17 protein-coding genes are annotated in these 16,259 nt (G+C 70.5%); 10 read left to right on the top strand and 7 right to left on the bottom strand.

The annotated features are described in order from the left end of the window. Positions 1-57: 57 nt before the first annotated feature. The 5 genes from kdsA to tpiA form a co-directional block, all read right to left on the bottom strand. Positions 58-885: a 3-deoxy-8-phosphooctulonate synthase gene (gene kdsA, locus D3869_RS13360; RefSeq protein ID WP_094305970.1), complete on the bottom strand. Its 828-nt coding sequence runs from the start codon at positions 883-885 to the stop codon at positions 58-60. A 103-nt stretch (positions 886-988) separates the two neighbouring features. Beyond that, positions 989-1,687 carry a dienelactone hydrolase family protein gene (locus D3869_RS13355; protein ID WP_137140420.1) on the bottom strand — a complete coding sequence of 233 codons (699 nt, stop codon included), beginning with the start codon at positions 1,685-1,687 and terminating at the stop codon, positions 989-991. A gap of 142 nt (positions 1,688-1,829) precedes the next feature. Further along, positions 1,830-3,458, bottom strand: coding sequence for a CTP synthase (locus D3869_RS13350; RefSeq protein WP_137140419.1), 1,629 nt, complete (start codon positions 3,456-3,458; stop codon positions 1,830-1,832). A gap of 159 nt (positions 3,459-3,617) precedes the next feature. After that, positions 3,618-3,950, bottom strand: coding sequence for a preprotein translocase subunit SecG (gene secG, locus D3869_RS13345; protein WP_137140418.1), 333 nt, complete (start codon positions 3,948-3,950; stop codon positions 3,618-3,620). A gap of 128 nt (positions 3,951-4,078) precedes the next feature. Next, positions 4,079-4,834, bottom strand: a complete 756-nt coding sequence (gene tpiA, locus D3869_RS13340; RefSeq protein WP_109138483.1) for a triose-phosphate isomerase — start codon at positions 4,832-4,834, stop codon at positions 4,079-4,081. Between the two features lie 216 nt (positions 4,835-5,050). On the opposite strand from tpiA, the gene D3869_RS13335 reads away from it, so the two are divergent. Genes D3869_RS13335 through D3869_RS13325 form a run of 3 tightly spaced genes read left to right on the top strand, consistent with a single transcriptional unit; the run spans position 5,051 to position 9,284 of the window. Further along, positions 5,051-6,937: a SurA N-terminal domain-containing protein gene (locus tag D3869_RS13335; protein WP_137140417.1), complete on the top strand. Its 1,887-nt coding sequence runs from the start codon at positions 5,051-5,053 to the stop codon at positions 6,935-6,937. Positions 6,938-6,961: 24 nt separating this feature from the next. Next, on the top strand, positions 6,962-8,473 hold the full coding sequence (gene trpE / locus D3869_RS13330; protein ID WP_137140416.1) for an anthranilate synthase component I: 1,512 nt from the start codon (positions 6,962-6,964) through the stop codon (positions 8,471-8,473). 7 nt (positions 8,474-8,480) lie between these two features. Continuing rightward, positions 8,481-9,284, top strand: a complete 804-nt coding sequence (locus tag D3869_RS13325) for a hypothetical protein (protein ID WP_137140415.1) — start codon at positions 8,481-8,483, stop codon at positions 9,282-9,284. A 137-nt stretch (positions 9,285-9,421) separates the two neighbouring features. Here the strand turns inward: D3869_RS13325 and D3869_RS13320 are convergent, their stop codons facing one another. Together D3869_RS13320 and D3869_RS13315 are read right to left on the bottom strand one after the other, a co-directional pair. Beyond that, positions 9,422-9,625 carry a heavy-metal-associated domain-containing protein gene (locus D3869_RS13320; RefSeq protein ID WP_137140414.1) on the bottom strand — a complete coding sequence of 68 codons (204 nt, stop codon included), beginning with the start codon at positions 9,623-9,625 and terminating at the stop codon, positions 9,422-9,424. Between the two features lie 27 nt (positions 9,626-9,652). After that, a complete protein-coding gene (locus D3869_RS13315) occupies positions 9,653-10,798 on the bottom strand; it encodes a divergent polysaccharide deacetylase family protein (protein ID WP_247895640.1) in 1,146 nt (381 codons plus the stop codon). A gap of 178 nt (positions 10,799-10,976) precedes the next feature. Between D3869_RS13315 and D3869_RS13310 the strand changes: the two genes are divergently transcribed. The 7 genes from D3869_RS13310 to D3869_RS13280 all read left to right on the top strand — a co-directional run bounded on the left by D3869_RS13310 (position 10,977) and on the right by D3869_RS13280 (position 16,234). Continuing rightward, positions 10,977-11,429, top strand: coding sequence for an STY0301 family protein (locus tag D3869_RS13310; protein ID WP_137140413.1), 453 nt, complete (start codon positions 10,977-10,979; stop codon positions 11,427-11,429). Positions 11,430-11,583: 154 nt separating this feature from the next. Continuing rightward, a complete protein-coding gene (locus D3869_RS13305; RefSeq protein ID WP_035673146.1) occupies positions 11,584-12,174 on the top strand; it encodes an anthranilate synthase component II in 591 nt (196 codons plus the stop codon). Beyond that, positions 12,171-13,244: an anthranilate phosphoribosyltransferase gene (gene trpD / locus D3869_RS13300; protein WP_137140412.1), complete on the top strand. Its 1,074-nt coding sequence runs from the start codon at positions 12,171-12,173 to the stop codon at positions 13,242-13,244. The genes D3869_RS13305 and trpD overlap by 4 nt, the downstream gene beginning before the upstream one ends. Further along, positions 13,241-14,029: an indole-3-glycerol phosphate synthase TrpC gene (trpC, locus tag D3869_RS13295; protein ID WP_137140411.1), complete on the top strand. Its 789-nt coding sequence runs from the start codon at positions 13,241-13,243 to the stop codon at positions 14,027-14,029. The genes trpD and trpC overlap by 4 nt, the downstream gene beginning before the upstream one ends. A gap of 44 nt (positions 14,030-14,073) precedes the next feature. Then, positions 14,074-14,526, top strand: coding sequence for a GNAT family N-acetyltransferase (locus D3869_RS13290; RefSeq protein ID WP_247895639.1), 453 nt, complete (start codon positions 14,074-14,076; stop codon positions 14,524-14,526). Next, positions 14,523-15,017 (top strand): cyclic pyranopterin monophosphate synthase MoaC, encoded by a 495-nt coding sequence (gene moaC, locus D3869_RS13285; protein ID WP_137140409.1) that lies wholly within the window; start codon positions 14,523-14,525, stop codon positions 15,015-15,017. Before D3869_RS13290 ends, moaC begins: the two co-directional genes overlap by 4 nt. Beyond that, positions 15,017-16,234, top strand: coding sequence for a molybdopterin molybdotransferase MoeA (locus D3869_RS13280; RefSeq protein WP_137140408.1), 1,218 nt, complete (start codon positions 15,017-15,019; stop codon positions 16,232-16,234). The genes moaC and D3869_RS13280 overlap by 1 nt, the downstream gene beginning before the upstream one ends. Positions 16,235-16,259 lie beyond the last annotated feature (25 nt).

Genomic DNA, 16,259 nt, shown 5'->3' with positions numbered 1-16,259 from the left:
CCCGCGGTGCCAAGGCAACGCCGCGACCGCCACGCCGTTCCCAAACCTGTCCTTTCGTCAGCCTTTTGCGAGCCGATCGAAGGCCTGGAGCCGCGCCAGCAGGGCCGGCATTTCCTTCAGCGGGACCATGTTCGGGCCGTCGCTGGGCGCGCAGTCCGGATTCTCGTGGGTCTCCATGAAGACGGCGGCGACGCCCACCGCGATGGCGGCGCGCGCCAGCACCGGAACAAACTCGCGCTGGCCGCCGGAGGTGGTGCCCTGCCCGCCCGGCTGCTGAACGGAATGGGTGGCGTCGAACACCACCGGGAACCCGGTCTCCGCCATGATCGGCAGGGACCGCATGTCCGACACCAGCGTGTTGTAGCCAAAGCTGGCGCCGCGCTCGCACAGCAGGACCTTGTCGTTGCCCGACGCCACCAGCTTCGCCGCGACGTTCTTCATGTCCCAGGGGGCGAGGAACTGGCCCTTCTTGACGTTGACCGCCCGGCCCGTCTTGGCGGCGGCGATCAGCAGATCGGTCTGGCGGCACAGGAAGGCCGGGATCTGCAGGACGTCCATCACCTCGGCCACCGGGGCGCACTGGTCGGCCTCGTGCACGTCGGTGATCACCGGGCAGCCGAACCGCTCCTTGATCTCGGCGAAGATCGGCAGCGCCTTGTCCATGCCGAGACCGCGCGCCGTGCTGATGGAGGTGCGGTTGGCCTTGTCGAAGGACGACTTGTAGATCAGCCCGATGCCCAGCGCGCCGGTCATCTCCACCAACGCCGCGGCCGTCTCCAGCGCGTGGTCGCGGCTTTCCATCTGGCACGGTCCGGCGATCAGGGTGAAGGGCCGGTCGTTGGCGATGGTCAGGTTGCCGATCTGGACGGTCTTGGCGGTGGTCATCCCGTGCTCTCCAAAAAGCAAAGCGAGGGGGCGCATGCCGAAGGCCCCCTCGCGCTGCCCATTCCTTCCCAGATATCGGCGATCCCGGTCAACCGGAATGGCGTCAACCCAGATGCTGCTTGAAGAAGGCTGCCGTGCGTCCGTTGGCCAGCTCCGCCGCCTCGGCGTCGAAATGGGCGCCGCCCGCACGGGCGAAGGCGTGGTCGACGCCGGGATAGACATGGGCGGTGACATGCGGGTTGCCCTTCACCGCGGCCAGGATCTTCTCCCGCGCCTCCGCCGGGACGAACTGGTCCTTCTCGGCGATGTGCATCAGCAGCGGCTTGGTGATGCTCGCCGCCTCGCCGGCCAGACCGTCGAGGCCGACGCCGTAATAGCTGACGTTGGCGTCGGAATCGGAGCGCGCCGCCATCATGAAGGCCAGCCGCCCGCCCAGGCAGTAGCCGACCGACCCCGCCTTGCCCGTGCAATCCGGATTCTGGCGCAGCCACGCGAGCGTGGCCTTGAGATCGTCCACCGCCTTGTCCTGATCCATGCCGTTCATCAGGGCGAAGGCGCGGTTCCATTCCTCCTGGGTCTTGTCCGTGATCTGGACACCCGGCTCCTGCCGCCAGAACAGGTCCGGGCAGACGGCCAGCCAGCCTTGGGCGGCGAAGCCGTCGCACAGGTCGCGCATGACCTGATTGACCCCGAAGATTTCCTGGATGACGACGAGTCCCGGCGCCGGTCCGCCGCCCGTCGGCTTGGCCACATAGGCGGAAAAGCTGCCGCCGTCGCCGGCGGGAATGCTGATGTCGGTCATGGTTGTGTCCCTTCCCTTGGTTTTTCCCTGGCCCATAACGCAAAAGCGGCGACCGTTGGCTCGGCCGCCGCTGTCACTATACCCACGGGAAACCCGGAACCGGAACACGCGGGGGAGGAATGCCCTCCCCCGTATGGTCACATCAGACCAGCCGGCTCTGCTCGATCGCCGCCTTGATGAAGGAGGTGAAGAGCGGGTGCGGGTCGAAGGGCTTGGACTTCAGCTCCGGGTGGAACTGCACGCCGATGAACCAGGGATGGTCCGGGATCTCGACGATCTCGGGCAGTTCGCCGTCCGGCGACAGGCCGGAGAACAGCAGGCCGACCTTCTCCAGACGCTCCTTGTAGTAGACGTTCACCTCGTAGCGGTGGCGGTGCCGCTCGGTGATGTCGGTGGTGCCGTAGACCTCCGCGACCTTGCTGCCGGGGACCAGCTTCGCCGGGTAGGTGCCGAGCCGCATGGTGCCGCCGAGATCGGTGCCTTCCGTGCGCTTCTCCAGGCTGTTGCCGCGCATCCACTCGGTCATCAGGCCGACCACCGGGTTGCCGGGCTTGCCCAGCTCGGTCGAGCCGGCGTCGACGATCCCGGCCATGTTGCGGGCCGATTCGATCACCGCCATCTGCATGCCGAAGCAGATGCCGAAGTACGGCACCTTGCGCTCGCGGGCGAACTGGGCGGCGCGGATCTTGCCCTCCGTGCCGCGCGAGCCGAAGCCGCCCGGCACCAGGATGCCGTGGACGTTCTCCAGCCTCTGGACGGCGGTGTCGTCCTCGAAGATCTCCGAGTCGATCCAGTCCAGCTTGACCTTCACGTTGTTGGCGATGCCGCCGTGGGTCAGAGCCTCGGCCAGCGACTTGTAGCTGTCGAGCAGGCTGGTGTACTTGCCGACGACGGCGATGGTCACCTCGCCCTGCGGCTTGCGCACGCGCTCCATGATGCTGGTCCAGCGCGACAGGTCCGGCTTGCCCTCGGTCGGCAGGCCGAAATAGGCCAGCACCTGGGTGTCGAAACCTTCCTCGTGGTAGCTGACCGGCACCTGATAGATCGAATCGACGTCCAGGGCGGCGATCACGCGTTCCGGACGGATGTTGCAGAACAGCGCGATCTTGCGGCGCTCGTTGTCCGGAATCGGACGGTCGGCGCGGCAGAGCAGGATGTTCGCCTGGATGCCCATGCCCAGCAGTTCCTTCACGGAATGCTGGGTCGGCTTGGTCTTCAGCTCGCCCGCCGTCGGGATGTAGGGCAGCAGGGTCAGGTGGATGAACAGCGCGTTCTCCGGACCGACCTCGTTGCCGAACTGGCGGATGGCCTCCAGGAAGGGGGTCGACTCGATGTCGCCCACCGTGCCGCCGATCTCGCAGAGGATGAAATCCTCGTCGGTCGTGTCGGCGCGGATGAAGTCCTTGATCTGGTCGGTGACGTGCGGAATCACCTGCACGGTGGCGCCCAGATAGTCGCCGCGGCGCTCCTTGGCGATCACCGTCGAATAGATGCGGCCCGTGGTGATGTTGTCGCCACGGCGCGCGGCCACGCCGGTGAAGCGCTCGTAATGGCCGAGGTCGAGGTCGGTCTCAGCGCCGTCGTCGGTCACATAGACCTCGCCGTGCTGGTACGGGCTCATCGTGCCGGGGTCCACGTTCAGGTACGGGTCCAGCTTGCGAAGCCGCACCTTGTAGCCGCGCGCCTGGAGAAGCGCCCCAAGCGCCGCCGACGCCAGACCTTTGCCCAGCGAGGAAACGACGCCACCGGTGATGAAGATGTAGCGAGTCATGTCCGTCCGAAGACCTTCAGAGCCTGATCCGTTCCCCGAGTTCGGACCGTCCCCCGGGCTCTGCCCGGATCGACGATCCTCAAAAGAAAGAGGCGGCTTCGGGGGAGGCCGCCTCGCGTCGGACCCGGCCGGAGCCGGGTCGCGTTTGCCGGGCCGCTGTTACTGGGCGACCGGCGGGGCGGGCTGCGCCGGCGCGGCCGGCTGGGCGGGTGCCGCCGGGGCCACGGGCTGGGCCGGCATCGTGTCGATGATCGAGGTCGGCGCCTTGTGCGCGCCCGCCAGGACCGCCAGGACCAGGCTGGTCGCCATGAAGCAGCCCGCCAGGATGCCGGTGGTCCGCGTCAGCAGATTGGCGGTGCCGCGGGTGGACATCATGCCGCCCATATTGCCGCCGCCGATGCCGAGACCGCCGCCTTCCGACCGCTGGATCAGGATGACCCCGACGAGCGCCAGGGCGATCAGCAGGTGAATGACCAGAAGCACCGATTCCATGCAACCCGTTCCCTTGATCCCTTCCCGGAGCGATCCGCAGGGACCGCCCAAACCAACAGCGCGCCACGGACCTTGGCAAGGGCCCGTGGCGCGCGCCCACTGTTTTTAACGCGGTCCTGCGCGATATGCTAGCGGCAACTGGTGGCGATCGCCCAGAAATCGTCCGCCTTCAGCGCGGCCCCGCCGACCAGCGCGCCGTCCACATTCTCCACCGCCATCAGTTCCGCCGCGTTGCCCGGCTTCACCGAACCGCCGTAGAGGACGCGCACCGCGTCGGGATCGGCGGTCTTGCCGGCCAGCTCCGCCCGGATGTGGGCGTGCATCGCCTTGACGTCGTCGGGCGTGGCGGTCTTGCCGGTGCCGATGGCCCAGACCGGCTCGTAGGCGATGACGGTGTTCGCCGCGGTGGCGCCCTCCGGAATCGAGCCCTTGAGCTGGCTGGCGACGACGCTGTTCGCCTGCCCGGCGTCGCGCTGGGCCTCCGTCTCGCCGACGCAGATGATGGCGATCAGGCCCGCCTTGTGGGCGGCGGCGGCCTTGGCGGCGACCTGGGCGTCGGATTCGGCGTGGTCGGCGCGGCGCTCCGAATGGCCGAGGATGACGTAGCGGCAGCCGGCATCGGTCAGCATGGCCGGGCTGACGTCGCCGGTGTGCGCGCCGGAGGTCTTGGCGTGGCAGTCCTGCGCGCCGAGCGCCAGCGGGCTGCCGGAAATGGCGTCGCCCACCGGGAACAGCAGCGGGAAGGGCGGGCACACCAGCATGTCGAAGGCGACCGTCCCGGCCCCCGTCAGGCGTCCGGCGAGGTCAGAGGCGAGGTCGAGCCCGTCGGCCTTCAGCCCGTTCATCTTCCAGTTCCCGGCAATCAGTTTGCGGCGTGCGGCCATGGCGTTTACGTCCTCCGGCTCTCGTTTGTTGGTGCGGGTGTTCGTTGGCAAAGTGCGCCCCCTGTCTAGCAAGGAGTGCGGGGCATTTCCACCCGCCCAACGGGTTCTTTCCGATGGGGAATCGCGGGGGAAATGGGGTGTTGCCGGGCTTTCGCGGGGTGCCTATGATGCCGCCCCGGCCGCAGGGCCGCCCTTTGCGCACTCACTTCGGGTCCCATGCTTCAGTTCATCCGCACTTACGCCGGTTCGTGGGTCGTCAAGATCCTGTTCGTGCTCCTCATCGTCAGCTTCGCGGCCTGGGGCATCGGCGACATGATCCGCACAGGCGGGATCTCCAGCACCGTCGCGTCCGTCGGCAAGGTGGATATCGACCGGGCGGAGCTGGACCAGGAGTTCCGCCGCCAGATGGAGCGGCTGCGCCCGATGCTGGGCGGCAACCTGACGACGGAGCAGGCGCGCCAGTTCGGCCTGCTCGACCAGTCTCTGTCGGCGCTCGTGCAGCGCGCGCTCTACGATCAGGCGGCGCGCGACGCCGGGATCTCGGTCGGTCCGGACGTGGTGCGCCGGCGCATCGCCGAGGAACCGGCCTTCCGCAACGCGCAGAACCAGTTCGACCCGAACCAGTTCCGCAGCGTGCTGCGCAACAACCAGCTCACCGAGGACGGCTACGTCGCCCTGCTGCGCCGCGAGACCGCGCGCGAGCTGGTCGCCGGGGCGGTCGGCGCCGGGGTGACCCCGCCGAAGCCGCTGGTCCAGGACCTCTACCGCTTCCGCGGGGAGCGCCGCGTGGCCGAGGTGGTCACCCTGCCCAACGCCGCCATCGGCGACGTCGGCGTGCCCGACGAGGCGGAGCTGACCCGTTATTACGAGGACCATCAGGTCCGCTTCACCGCGCCGGAATACCGCGCGCTGAGCATCGCCCAGCTCTCCGCCGACGAGATCGCCAAGGACATCCAGATCCCCGACGCCGAGCTGCGCGCCGCCTATGACGAGCGCGCCGACGAACTCGGCACGCCGGAGCGCCGCACGGTGGAGATGGTGCTGGCCGACGACGAGGCGAAGGCCAGGCAGATCGCCGAGGCCGCCAAGACCAAGGGCCTGACCGCCGCCGCCAAGGACGCCGGGACCGACGTCATCACGCTCGACAACGTCACCCGCAACGAGCTGCCGGAGATCGGCGACGCCGCCTTCGCGCTGGCCCAGGGTGCGGTCAGCGACGCCGTGCGCAGCGGGCTGGGCTGGCACGTCCTGACGGTCACCGCCGTCCAGCCGGGCGCCACCAAGAGCTTCGAGGAGGCCCGCGACCAGCTCCTGGCCGAGCTGCGCAAGGAGAAGGCGATGGATTCGCTCTACTCCATCGCCAACCGGGTCGAGGACCAGCTCGCCAGCGGCGCCCCGCTGGAGGAGGTCGCCCAGGCCCAGTCGCTGCCCATCGCCAAGATCGCCGCGGTGGACAGCAGCGGCAAGGCGCCGGACGGCCAGGACGCCGCTCCCGGCCGCGCGAACTTCGCCGCCATGGTGCAGACCGCCTTCCAGCTCGCCTCCGGCGCCACCTCGAACCTGACCGAAGCGCCCAACAACGTCTTCTACGCGGTGCGCGTCGACGGCGTGACGCCGGCCGCGCCCAAGCCGCTGGCCGAGGTGCGCGATCAGGCCGTCGCCGGCTGGCAGGACGACAAGCGCGCCAAGCTGGCCGCCGAGAAGGCCCAGGACATTGCCGCCAAGCTGAAGCAGGGCTCGGAGGCCGCGGCGCAGGACGTCGCCGGCCAGTCCGGCGCCAGCTTCGCCATGACCACGCCCTTCACCCGCGACGCCCGTTCGGTCGAGGGGCTGCCGGGCGAGCTGGTGCGCAAGCTGTTCGAGGTGAAGCCCGGCGAGACGGTGACCGGCGCCACCGCCGACAGCCAGGTCGTCGCCCGCCTGAAGGAGATCATCCCGGCGGACCCGGCGGCGGCCGACGCCACGCTGGCGACCGTGGAGAGCACCGTCGCCCAGGGGCTGGAAAGCGACATCATGGCCCAGTTCGGCAACGCGCTGCGCAACAGCTACCCGGTCGAGGTTCACCGCAACCGCATCGACCAGTTCTTCGCCAGCGGCAACTAACCACACTCAATCGAGGCCCGTCCCGTGAAGGTTCAGCCGGAATCCGCCGCCTTCCACACCGCTTATGAGGCCGGCACGCCGCAGGTGGTGTGGACCACGCTGGTCAGCGATCTGGAGACTCCCGTCTCCGCCTACATGAAGCTGGCCGACGGGCGCCCCTTCGGCTTCCTCTTCGAATCGGCGGAGCGCGGGGCGGGGTCGCGGCGCGACCGCTACTCGGTGATCGGCTTCAAGCCCGATCTGGTCTGGCGCTGCCGCCGCGACCGGGCGGAGGTGAACCGCAACGCCCTGCACGACCGCGACGCCTACGAGCCCGTCGACGCCGCTCCGCTGGAGTCGCTGCGCGCCCTCATCAACGAGAGCCGCATCGACCTGCCGGACGCGCTGCCGCCGATGGCCGCCGGCCTGTTCGGCTACCTGACCTACGACATGGTCCGGCTGATGGAGCGGCTGCCGGACGACAACCCGGACGAGCTGGGCATCCCCGACGCCATCCTGTCGCGGCCGAGCATCGTCGCCATCTTCGACAGCCACACCGATTCGGTGACTCTGGTCACCCCCGTCTGGCCGAAGCCGGGGGTCGACGGCGCCGCCGCCTACGGCGACGCCCGCGAGCGGCTGATGGACGCGGTGGCCGATCTGGAGCGCCCCCTGCCCTACCGGCGGGAGCCGCGGACCAAGGACGGGCTGCCGCTCGCCTGGACCTCCAACACGACGCGCGAGGAGTATCATGCGATCGTCGAGCGGGCGAAGGAGTACATCCGCGCCGGCGACATCTTCCAGGTCGTGCCGTCCCAGCGCATCCGCTTCCCTTTCAAGCCGTCGCCGCTGGCGCTGTACCGCACGCTGCGCCGCCTGAACCCGTCGCCCTTCCTGTTCCACTGCGACTTCGGCGAGCTGTCGGTCGTCGGCTCCAGCCCGGAGATCCTGGTGCGCGTGCGCGACGGCAAGGTGACCGTCCGCCCCATCGCCGGCACCCGCAAGCGCGGCGCCACGGCGGAGGAGGACCAGGCGCTGGCCGAGGACCTGCTGAGCGATCCGAAGGAGCTGGCCGAGCATCTGATGCTGCTCGACCTCGGCCGCAACGACGTGGGCCGCGTGGCGCGCACCGGCACCGTCAAGGTGACGCAGAAGATGATCGTGGAGCTGTACAGCCACGTCATGCACATCGTGTCCAACGTCGAAGGCGACCTCGACCCCAAGCACGACGCGCTGGATGCCCTGATCGCCGGCTTCCCGGCCGGCACCGTCTCGGGAGCGCCGAAGGTCCGCGCCATGCAGATCATCGACGAGCTGGAGAAGGCCCGCCGCGGCGTCTACGCCGGCTGTGTCGGTTATTTCGGCGCGTCGGGCGCCATGGACACCTGCATCGCGCTGCGCACCGCCGTGCTGAAGGACGGCATGATGTACGTGCAGGCCGGCGGCGGCGTGGTCGCCGACAGCGATCCGGAGGCCGAGTATCAGGAGACCGTCAACAAGTCGATGGCCCTGATCCGCGCCGCGGAGGAAACCGTCCGCGAGACCTCCGCCCGGTAGGGACCGTATGCCCCTCGATGCGCTGCTGCTGCCGCTGATCGTCAAGATCGTGGCGGCGGCCCTGGTCGTCGTCGCCGCCTCGCTGGCGGCGGAGAAGGCCGGCCCCTTCTATGGCGGCATGATCACCGCCCTGCCCGTCTCGACCGGCCCGGCCTTCGTGCTGCTCGCGATGGAGCATGGCGACGGCTTCGTCGCCGATGCCGCCCTGTCAGGGATGGTCGGGAACGCGACGATCGTCCTCTATCTGGCGCTTCTGGTGCGGATCGCCCCGCGCTGGAGCATGCCGGCGACGGTCATCACCAGCTCCGTCTTCTGGATCGCCACGGCGGCCAGCCTGCGCTCCGCCGTCGAATGGACTCTGCCGCTGGCGCTTCTGCTCACGCTGGCCTGCTATGGGATCGCCGCCTGGGCGGTGTCGGCGCCGATTCCGGCGGACAAGCTGGTCCGGACCGCGCGGTCGCGCTGGTACGACATCCCGGCCCGCGCCGGACTCGTCGGCCTGCTGGTCGCCACCGTGACCACGCTCAGCCACAGCATCGGGCCGGCAGCCACCGGGATCGCCGCCGTGTTCCCCATCGCTCTGACCAGCCTGACGGCGATCCTGCACGGCCGCCTGGGCGGCGGCGTGGTCGCCGCGGCGATGCGCAGCGCGCTGCTGACCAACCCCGGCCTCGCCCTGGCGCTGACCACCGCCCATCTGCTGGCCGAGCCCGCCGGACGGTTCGTGGCGCTCGGCGCCGCGCTGGCGGTCTCGCTGTCCTGGGCCGGCGGCCTGCTGGTGTGGCGGCTGCGCCGTCCTCAGGCGGCTTAAAACGAACTTCCGTTCGCTTTAGACTCACATCGCCTCACTTGCCGGCGGGCTTCGGCCGCATGTGCGGCCGGGGCCGCCGTCGCGGTCCAAAGCGGATTGCAATCCGCTTTAGGGCTTTCTCAGGCCTGAAGCCCTTCTCAGGCTTGGCCGCCGAAGTCGAAGCCGGCGCCTTCCACGGCCTTCCTCACCGTCTCCGGCGCGACTCCGCCCTCGACGGCCACGGTGCCGGCCTCCAGGTCCACCGTCACGGCGGCGCCCGGCGCCAGCTTGCCGATGGCGTTGGTGACGGAGCGGGCGCAGCCGCCGCAGGTCATGCCGCCGACCTTGTAGGTGTCAGCCATGGAACTCTCCTCAAGCGGGACCGGCGGTCACCCGCCGGCGTGATGGGCGCGCACGACGGCGCTGACCGGAACCAGGACGAAGCCGCGTTTCTGCACCTCCGGCATCCAGGAGGCCAGTGCGTCGATTGTCGCATCGTGCGGGTGGCCGATGGCGATGGCGTAGCCTTGGCGGCGCGCCACCTGCTCCGTCTTGGCGAGCTGGGCGCGCACCGCCGGCACGGTCATCTCGTTGTCGAGGAAGATGTCGCGCCCGGCGAAGGGCATCTGAAGCTCCCGCGCGAGGGTCAGGCCGGCGCTCTTCGCGGTGGTCCGGCTGTCCAGCCACAACAGGCCGCGCCGCGCGATCTCTCCCAGCACGGGCGCCATGGCCGCGGAATCGGCGGTGAAGCGGCTGCCCATGTGGTTGTTCACCCCGACATAGCCGTCGAAGCTGTCGAGCGCCGCCTTGGTCCGGCGCAGGATCTCCCCCTTGTCGAGCGACACGCGCAGCGCCTGCGGCCCCGGATCGGCCGAGCCGCTGGGCTCCATGGGAAGATGCAGCATCAGCTCGTGCCCGGCGGCGCGGGCGGCGCGGGCCTGGGCGGGCAATTCGTGGGCGTAGGGCAGCCAGGCCAGCGTCAGCGGCGCCGGCAACGACACCGTGCGGTTCGAACGTTTGCGGTCCACGCCCATGTCGTCGATGACAATGGCGATGGCCGGCTTGCCCGGCGGGGCGCGGAAGGGCAGCGCGTTCTTCTTCCACAGCGGCGATCCTGGCGCCACCTTGGGCGGTTCCAGCGGGGCGACGGGGGGCGGCAGCATCGCCACCACCGGCTTCGGCGTCAGTGCCGGCGGCGGGGGCGGTGCGGGCACCGGAACGGGCGACGGGGCCTCGGTCACCTGGGGCGGTGGCGCGGGAACGGGCGCCGGAGCGGGTTCGGCCTCGCGAACCGGCGGCGGCGGCGGTGGGGGCGGTGCCTCGGCGACCTTGGGCGGCGGAGCCTTGATCGGAGCCGCGGGAGCGATGACCGGCGCCTCCCGCTCCACGACGGTCTCCGTCTCCGGCGCGCCGCGCCCGAGGATGAAACGGGCGCCGAGCGCCACAGCGAAGACCGCGATCACACCGGCCAGCGCCAGCAGAACCGGCGATACGGCGCGCCCCGGCACCGCCCGTCCGGACGCGGCGGCCGGCACTTTCGGCGATGGCTTCCGTGCCGCGGCCTTCTGGGGTTTGCGCGGCGATTTTCTGACCATGGGAAGAAATCTCGAACCCTGGTTTCCGGTTTGCGCGCAAGGTGGCACCCCCGCACCGTCCCTGCAACAGCGGAGCGGGGTGGAGGCCTCCGCCGGCTGGGACTATGCTGTGACCGCCATGCTCCGCACCCTCCCCCTCCTGGCGGTCCTCGCCGTCGCCACCACCGGCCCCGCCGTCGCCAACGAGGTCCGCTGCCCGCCCAGCCTGACCGTGCAGGCTCAGCCGGAGGCGCCCGGCGGCTGGTCGCCCTACCCGGCGAAGGACCAGCACGCCTTTGCGGGCGTCGCGCTGGTGGAGGGCGACCGGACGGCGCAGATGACGTCTCCCTCCCCGGCGGCGCTGGAGCCGGACCGCAGCCTGCGGCGGGGCCGCTCGGAGGTCCGGCAATGGGACTTCCCCGCCGCCCGGCGCGACAGCGTCTTCCTGATCTGCCGTTACAACGGAACGCAGGCCACGCTGGCCATCGACCTGCCGCGCACCGTGCGGCGCTGCCAGATCACCGAGGAGACCGACGCGCGCGGCATGGTCCTCGACAAGCCGGCGACAGCGCCGCAGTTCCTCTGCCACTGATTCTCCGCCAAGTCGAGGTTCGGACGGGCTGGAAATCCACCGCTCCAGCCGCTAGGGTACCCGCCTTGGAACAAGGCCGGAACGCTATTCCGGGACGATCGGGCCGTGACCGACGGACCGGAAAAGACAGGCCGGAAGGATGCCGGGGCGCCCCATGCTGCTGCTCATCGATAATTACGACAGCTTCACCTACAACCTCGTCCATTACCTGGGCGAACTGGGCGCCGAACTGGACGTCCGCCGCAACGACAGCCTGACGGTGGAGGAGGCCATGGCGCTCCGCCCCGAGGGGATCGTGCTGTCGCCCGGCCCCTGCGACCCGGACAAGGCGGGCATCTGCCTGCCGCTGATCGACGCCGCCGCCAAGGCGGGCGTTCCGCTGATGGGCGTGTGCCTGGGCCATCAGGCCATCGGGCAGGCCTTCGGCGGCACGGTGCTGCGCGCGCCGGTGCCGATGCACGGCAAGGTCGACCGCATGTTCCACCAGGGGCGCGGCGTCCTGAAGGACCTGCCCTCGCCCTTCCGGGCCACCCGCTACCATTCGCTGATCGTCGAGCGCGCCACCCTGCCCGCCTGCCTGGAGGTGACCGGCGAGACGGAGGACGGCCTGATCATGGCGCTGTCCCACCGCGAGCTGCCGATCCACGGTGTGCAGTTCCACCCGGAAAGCATCGAGAGCGAGCACGGGCACAAGATCCTGGAGAACTTCCTGAACACGACCCGCCGGCTGGAGACCGCCGCATGAGCACGCCGTCCGCGCCGCACGGCGACCTGACCGACATGAAGGCGATCCTCGCCAAGGTCGCCGCCGGCAACGCCCTGAACGAGCCGGAGGCCGCGCTGGCCTTCGACATCATCATGTCGGGCAACGCCACCCCGTCGCAGATGGGCGGCTTCCTGATGGCGCTGCGGGTGCGCGGCGAGACGGTGGACGAGATCACCGGGGCCGCCCGCGTCATGCGCGCCAAGGCGATCCCGGTGGAGGCCCCGGACGGCACCATCGACACCTGCGGCACCGGCGGCGACGGCTCGGGCACCTACAACATCTCCACCGCCGCCGCGGTCGTCATCGCCGCCTGCGGCGTGCCGGTGGCCAAGCACGGCAACCGCGCCATGTCGTCCAAGTCGGGCGCCGCCGACGTGCTGGGTGCCCTGGGCGTCAACCTCGACTGCGACATGGGTCTGGTGCGCAAGGCTCTGTGGGACGCGCGCATCGGCTTCCTGATGGCGCCGCGCCACCACCTCGCCATGCGCAACGTCGGCCCGACCCGCGTCGAGCTGGGCACCCGCACCATCTTCAACCTGCTGGGACCGCTGTCCAACCCGGCCAGCGCCAAGCGCCAGCTTCTCGGCGTCTACGCCAGGCAATGGGTGGAGCCTCTGGCCCATGTGCTGAAGCGGCTGGGGTCGGAGGCCGCCTGGGTCGTCCATGGCTCCGACGGGCTGGACGAGATCACCACCACCGGCCCGACCACCGTCGCCCAGTTGAAGGACGGCGAGGTCACGGTCTTCGAGATCGAGCCGGAGCAGGCCGGCATCTTCCGCGCCCGGCCAGAGCTTCTGAAGGGCGGCGACGCCCATGTGAACGCCGAGGCCATCCGCGCGCTGTTCGACGGCGCCCAGGGCGCCTACCGCGACATCGTTCTGCTGAACGCCGCCGCCGCGCTGCACGTCGCGGGCAAGGCCGGCGACCTGAAGGAGGGCGTCGAGCGGGCCCGCGACGCCATCGACAGCGGGGCGGCCCGCGCCGTGCTCCAGCACCTTGTTTCCATCACCAACTCGTCCGCCACCAACGAACCGGTTGCCGCGCCATGAGCGACGTCCTGACCCGCATCTGCGACGACAAGCGCGCGCTGGTCCAAGCCCGCAAGTCCGCCCGCCCGCTGTCCGCGGTGGAGGACGCCGCCCGCGCCGCCGACCCGGCGCGCGGCTTCATCCGCGCCCTGCGCCGCACGGTGGACGGGGGCCGCTACGGCCTGATCGCCGAGATCAAGAAGGCCAGCCCGTCGAAGGGCCTGATCCGTCCGGACTTCGACCCGCCGTCGCTGGCCCGCGCCTACCGCGAGGGCGGCGCCACCTGCCTGTCGGTGCTGACCGACGAGCCCTATTTCCAGGGCTGCGACGACTATCTGCTGTCCGCCCGCGCCGCGGTGGACCTGCCGGTGCTGCGCAAGGACTTCATGGTCGATCCCTACCAGATCGCCGAATCCCGCGCGCTGGGCGCTGACTGCATCCTGATCATCATGGCGGCGCTGAGCGACGCGCAGGCCGCCGAGATCGAGGACGCCGCCCTCGCCTGGGGCCTCGACGTGCTGGTCGAGGTGCACAACCGCGAGGAGCTGGACCGCGCGCTGGCGCTGAAGACTCCGCTTCTGGGGGTGAACAACCGGAACCTGAAGACTCTGGCGGTGGACATCGCCACGACGGAGGAACTGGCGGCCCACGTGCCCGCCGACCGGATGCTGGTCGCCGAAAGCGGCCTCTACAGCCCGGCGGACCTGTCGCGCATGGCGGCGGTCGGCGCGCGCTGCTTCCTGGTCGGTGAATCGCTGATGCGGCAGAAGGATGTGACCGCGGCCACCCGCGCCCTGCTCGCCTGACACCAAAGAATAAAGCAATGGGGAGGAGCGACGACGTGCCGAACGTGAGCATTGCCCTTGAAAGTCCGCTCCAGGACGAGGTGGTTCAGCTCATCGAGGAGCTGGACCGCTATCTGGGCGACCTTTACCCGGCCGAGAGCAACCATCTGCTCGACCTGCAGTCGCTGGCCAAGCCGGACATCCGCTTCCTGGTCGCCCGGCGGTCGGGAACCGTGGTCGGCTGCGGGGCCGTGCGCATCGACACCGAGGGCGGCTATGGCGAGGTCAAGCGGATGTTCGTCCAGCCGACCGCACGCGGCGGCCAGATCGGACGCCGCCTTCTGGAACGCATCGAGGACGAGGCGCGCGGCGCCGGCCTGTCGCTGCTGCGGCTGGAAACCGGCGTCTATCAGGACGAGGCCATCGCGCTATACCGCAAGCAGGGCTTCGCCGACCGCGGCCCCTTCGGCCCCTACGGCCCGGACCCGCTGAGCCTGTTCATGGAGAAACCCCTATGACCGACCAGCCCGCGAGCGGCTTCACCCATTTCGACGCCGAGGGCCGCGCGGTGATGGTGGACGTGTCCGGCAAGGCCGACACGGAACGAACGGCGACCGCCCGCGGCTCCGTCCTGATGCAGCCGGAAACGCTGGCGCTCATCCTGCAAGGCGGCGTCAAGAAGGGCGACGTCCTGTCGGTGGCCCGGCTGGCCGGCATCATGGGGGCCAAGCGCACGCCGGACCTGATCCCGCTGTGCCACCCGCTGATGCTGACCTCGGTCAAGGTGGACCTGACCTGCGACCCCGAGCGCAACGCCGTGGACATCACCGCCACCTGCAAGCTGAGGGGGCAGACCGGGGTGGAGATGGAGGCGCTGACCGCCGTGTCGATCGCCGCACTCACCGTCTACGACATGTGCAAGGCGGTGGACCGCGGCATGACCATCACCGAGGTGACGCTGCTCCACAAGGCCGGCGGCAAGAGCGGCGAATGGGGGAGCGCGGCCTGATGCTGCAGGTCGGTGAAGCCCGCGCCCGCATCCTCGCCGCCTTCACCGCCCTGCCGGCGGAGACGGTGCCGCTGCCCGACGCGCTGGGGCGCGTCCTGGCGGAGCCCGCCGTCGCCCGGCTGACCCAGCCGCCCTTCGCCGCCGCCGCCATGGACGGCTGGGCCGTCCGCGCCGCCGACATCGTCCAGGCGTCGGAGACTGCGCCCGTCACCCTGCGCCGGATCGGCGAGTCGGCGGCCGGCCACGCCTTCGCCGGATCGCTCGGCGCGGGCGAGGCCGTGCGCATCTTCACCGGCGCCCCCCTGCCCGCCGGGGCCGACGCCGTGGTGATGCAGGAGGATTGCGAGGACGCCGGGGATCGCGTGCGCGTCGGGCGCGCCGTGCCCGCGGGCCGCTTCATCCGCCCCGCCGGTCTGGACTTCACCGCGGGAGAGGAGTTGCTTCCCAAGGGACGGCTGCTCACCGCCCGTGACGTCGCCCTGGCCGCCGCGGCCAACCTGCCCTGGCTGCGCGTCCACCGTCGCCCGCGGGTCGCCGTGCTCGCCACCGGGGACGAGATCGCCCTGCCCGGCGATCCGCTGGGTCCGAGCCAGATCGTCAGCTCCAACGCGCTCGGCCTGTGCGCGCTGGTCACCAGCCAGGGCGGGCTCGCCCACAACCTCGGCGTGGCCAGGGACGATCCGGAGCATCTCGCCGCCATGGCCGCCGGGGCGGCCGGCTGCGACGTGCTGGTGACCACGGGCGGCGCCTCGCAAGGCGAACACGACCATGTGCGCGACGTGCTGGGCGGGCTGTCGCTGGACTTCTACCGGGTCGCCATGAAGCCCGGCAAACCGTTGATCTTCGGCACGGCGAACGGCGTGCCGCTGCTCGGCCTGCCCGGCAACCCGGTCTCCACCGGGGTCGCCGCCGTGCTGTTCCTGGTGCCCGTCCTCCGCCGTCTCCAGGGGCTGCCCGCCGAGAACGCCACGCTCGCGGCCCGGCTCGGCGCGCCGCTGAAGGCCAACGACGACCGCACGGATTTCCTGCGCGCCACCCTGTCCACCGGAGCGGACGGCGAGCCCGTCGCCACCCCCTTCCCGCGCCAGGACAGCGCGATGATGTCCCGGCTGGCCCGGGCCGACGCCCTGATCGTCCGCGAGCCGCAGGCAACCGCCGCCGCCGTGGGCGACCGCGTGACGGTGATCCCGTTGAGCGGCGGTGTCCTGTCGCTTTAATCCGTTCTGCACCCCCGATCCCTTT

This window comes from Azospirillum brasilense, from assembly GCF_005222205.1.
In the GTDB taxonomy this organism is placed as follows: Bacteria; Pseudomonadota; Alphaproteobacteria; order Azospirillales; family Azospirillaceae; genus Azospirillum; species Azospirillum brasilense_G.
The sequence above is the reverse complement of the archived record's forward strand: the minus strand, read 5'-3'. Positions and strand labels throughout refer to the sequence as shown.

Excerpts from the sequence above, each read along its gene's own strand:
- kdsA (WP_094305970.1), bottom strand. The coding sequence starts at position 885 with ATGACCACCGCCAAGACCGTCCAGATCGGCAACCTGACCATCGCCAAC.
- D3869_RS13355 (WP_137140420.1), bottom strand. The coding sequence starts at position 1,687 with ATGACCGACATCAGCATTCCCGCCGGCGACGGCGGCAGCTTTTCCGCC.
- D3869_RS13350 (WP_137140419.1), bottom strand. The coding sequence starts at position 3,458 with ATGACTCGCTACATCTTCATCACCGGTGGCGTCGTTTCCTCGCTGGGC.
- secG (WP_137140418.1), bottom strand. The coding sequence starts at position 3,950 with ATGGAATCGGTGCTTCTGGTCATTCACCTGCTGATCGCCCTGGCGCTC.
- tpiA (WP_109138483.1), bottom strand. The coding sequence starts at position 4,834 with ATGGCCGCACGCCGCAAACTGATTGCCGGGAACTGGAAGATGAACGGG.
- D3869_RS13335 (WP_137140417.1), top strand. The coding sequence starts at position 5,051 with ATGCTTCAGTTCATCCGCACTTACGCCGGTTCGTGGGTCGTCAAGATC.
- D3869_RS13325 (WP_137140415.1), top strand. The coding sequence starts at position 8,481 with ATGCCCCTCGATGCGCTGCTGCTGCCGCTGATCGTCAAGATCGTGGCG.
- D3869_RS13320 (WP_137140414.1), bottom strand. The coding sequence starts at position 9,625 with ATGGCTGACACCTACAAGGTCGGCGGCATGACCTGCGGCGGCTGCGCC.
- D3869_RS13310 (WP_137140413.1), top strand. The coding sequence starts at position 10,977 with ATGCTCCGCACCCTCCCCCTCCTGGCGGTCCTCGCCGTCGCCACCACC.
- D3869_RS13305 (WP_035673146.1), top strand. The coding sequence starts at position 11,584 with ATGCTGCTGCTCATCGATAATTACGACAGCTTCACCTACAACCTCGTC.
- trpD (WP_137140412.1), top strand. The coding sequence starts at position 12,171 with ATGAGCACGCCGTCCGCGCCGCACGGCGACCTGACCGACATGAAGGCG.
- trpC (WP_137140411.1), top strand. The coding sequence starts at position 13,241 with ATGAGCGACGTCCTGACCCGCATCTGCGACGACAAGCGCGCGCTGGTC.
- moaC (WP_137140409.1), top strand. The coding sequence starts at position 14,523 with ATGACCGACCAGCCCGCGAGCGGCTTCACCCATTTCGACGCCGAGGGC.
- D3869_RS13280 (WP_137140408.1), top strand. The coding sequence starts at position 15,017 with ATGCTGCAGGTCGGTGAAGCCCGCGCCCGCATCCTCGCCGCCTTCACC.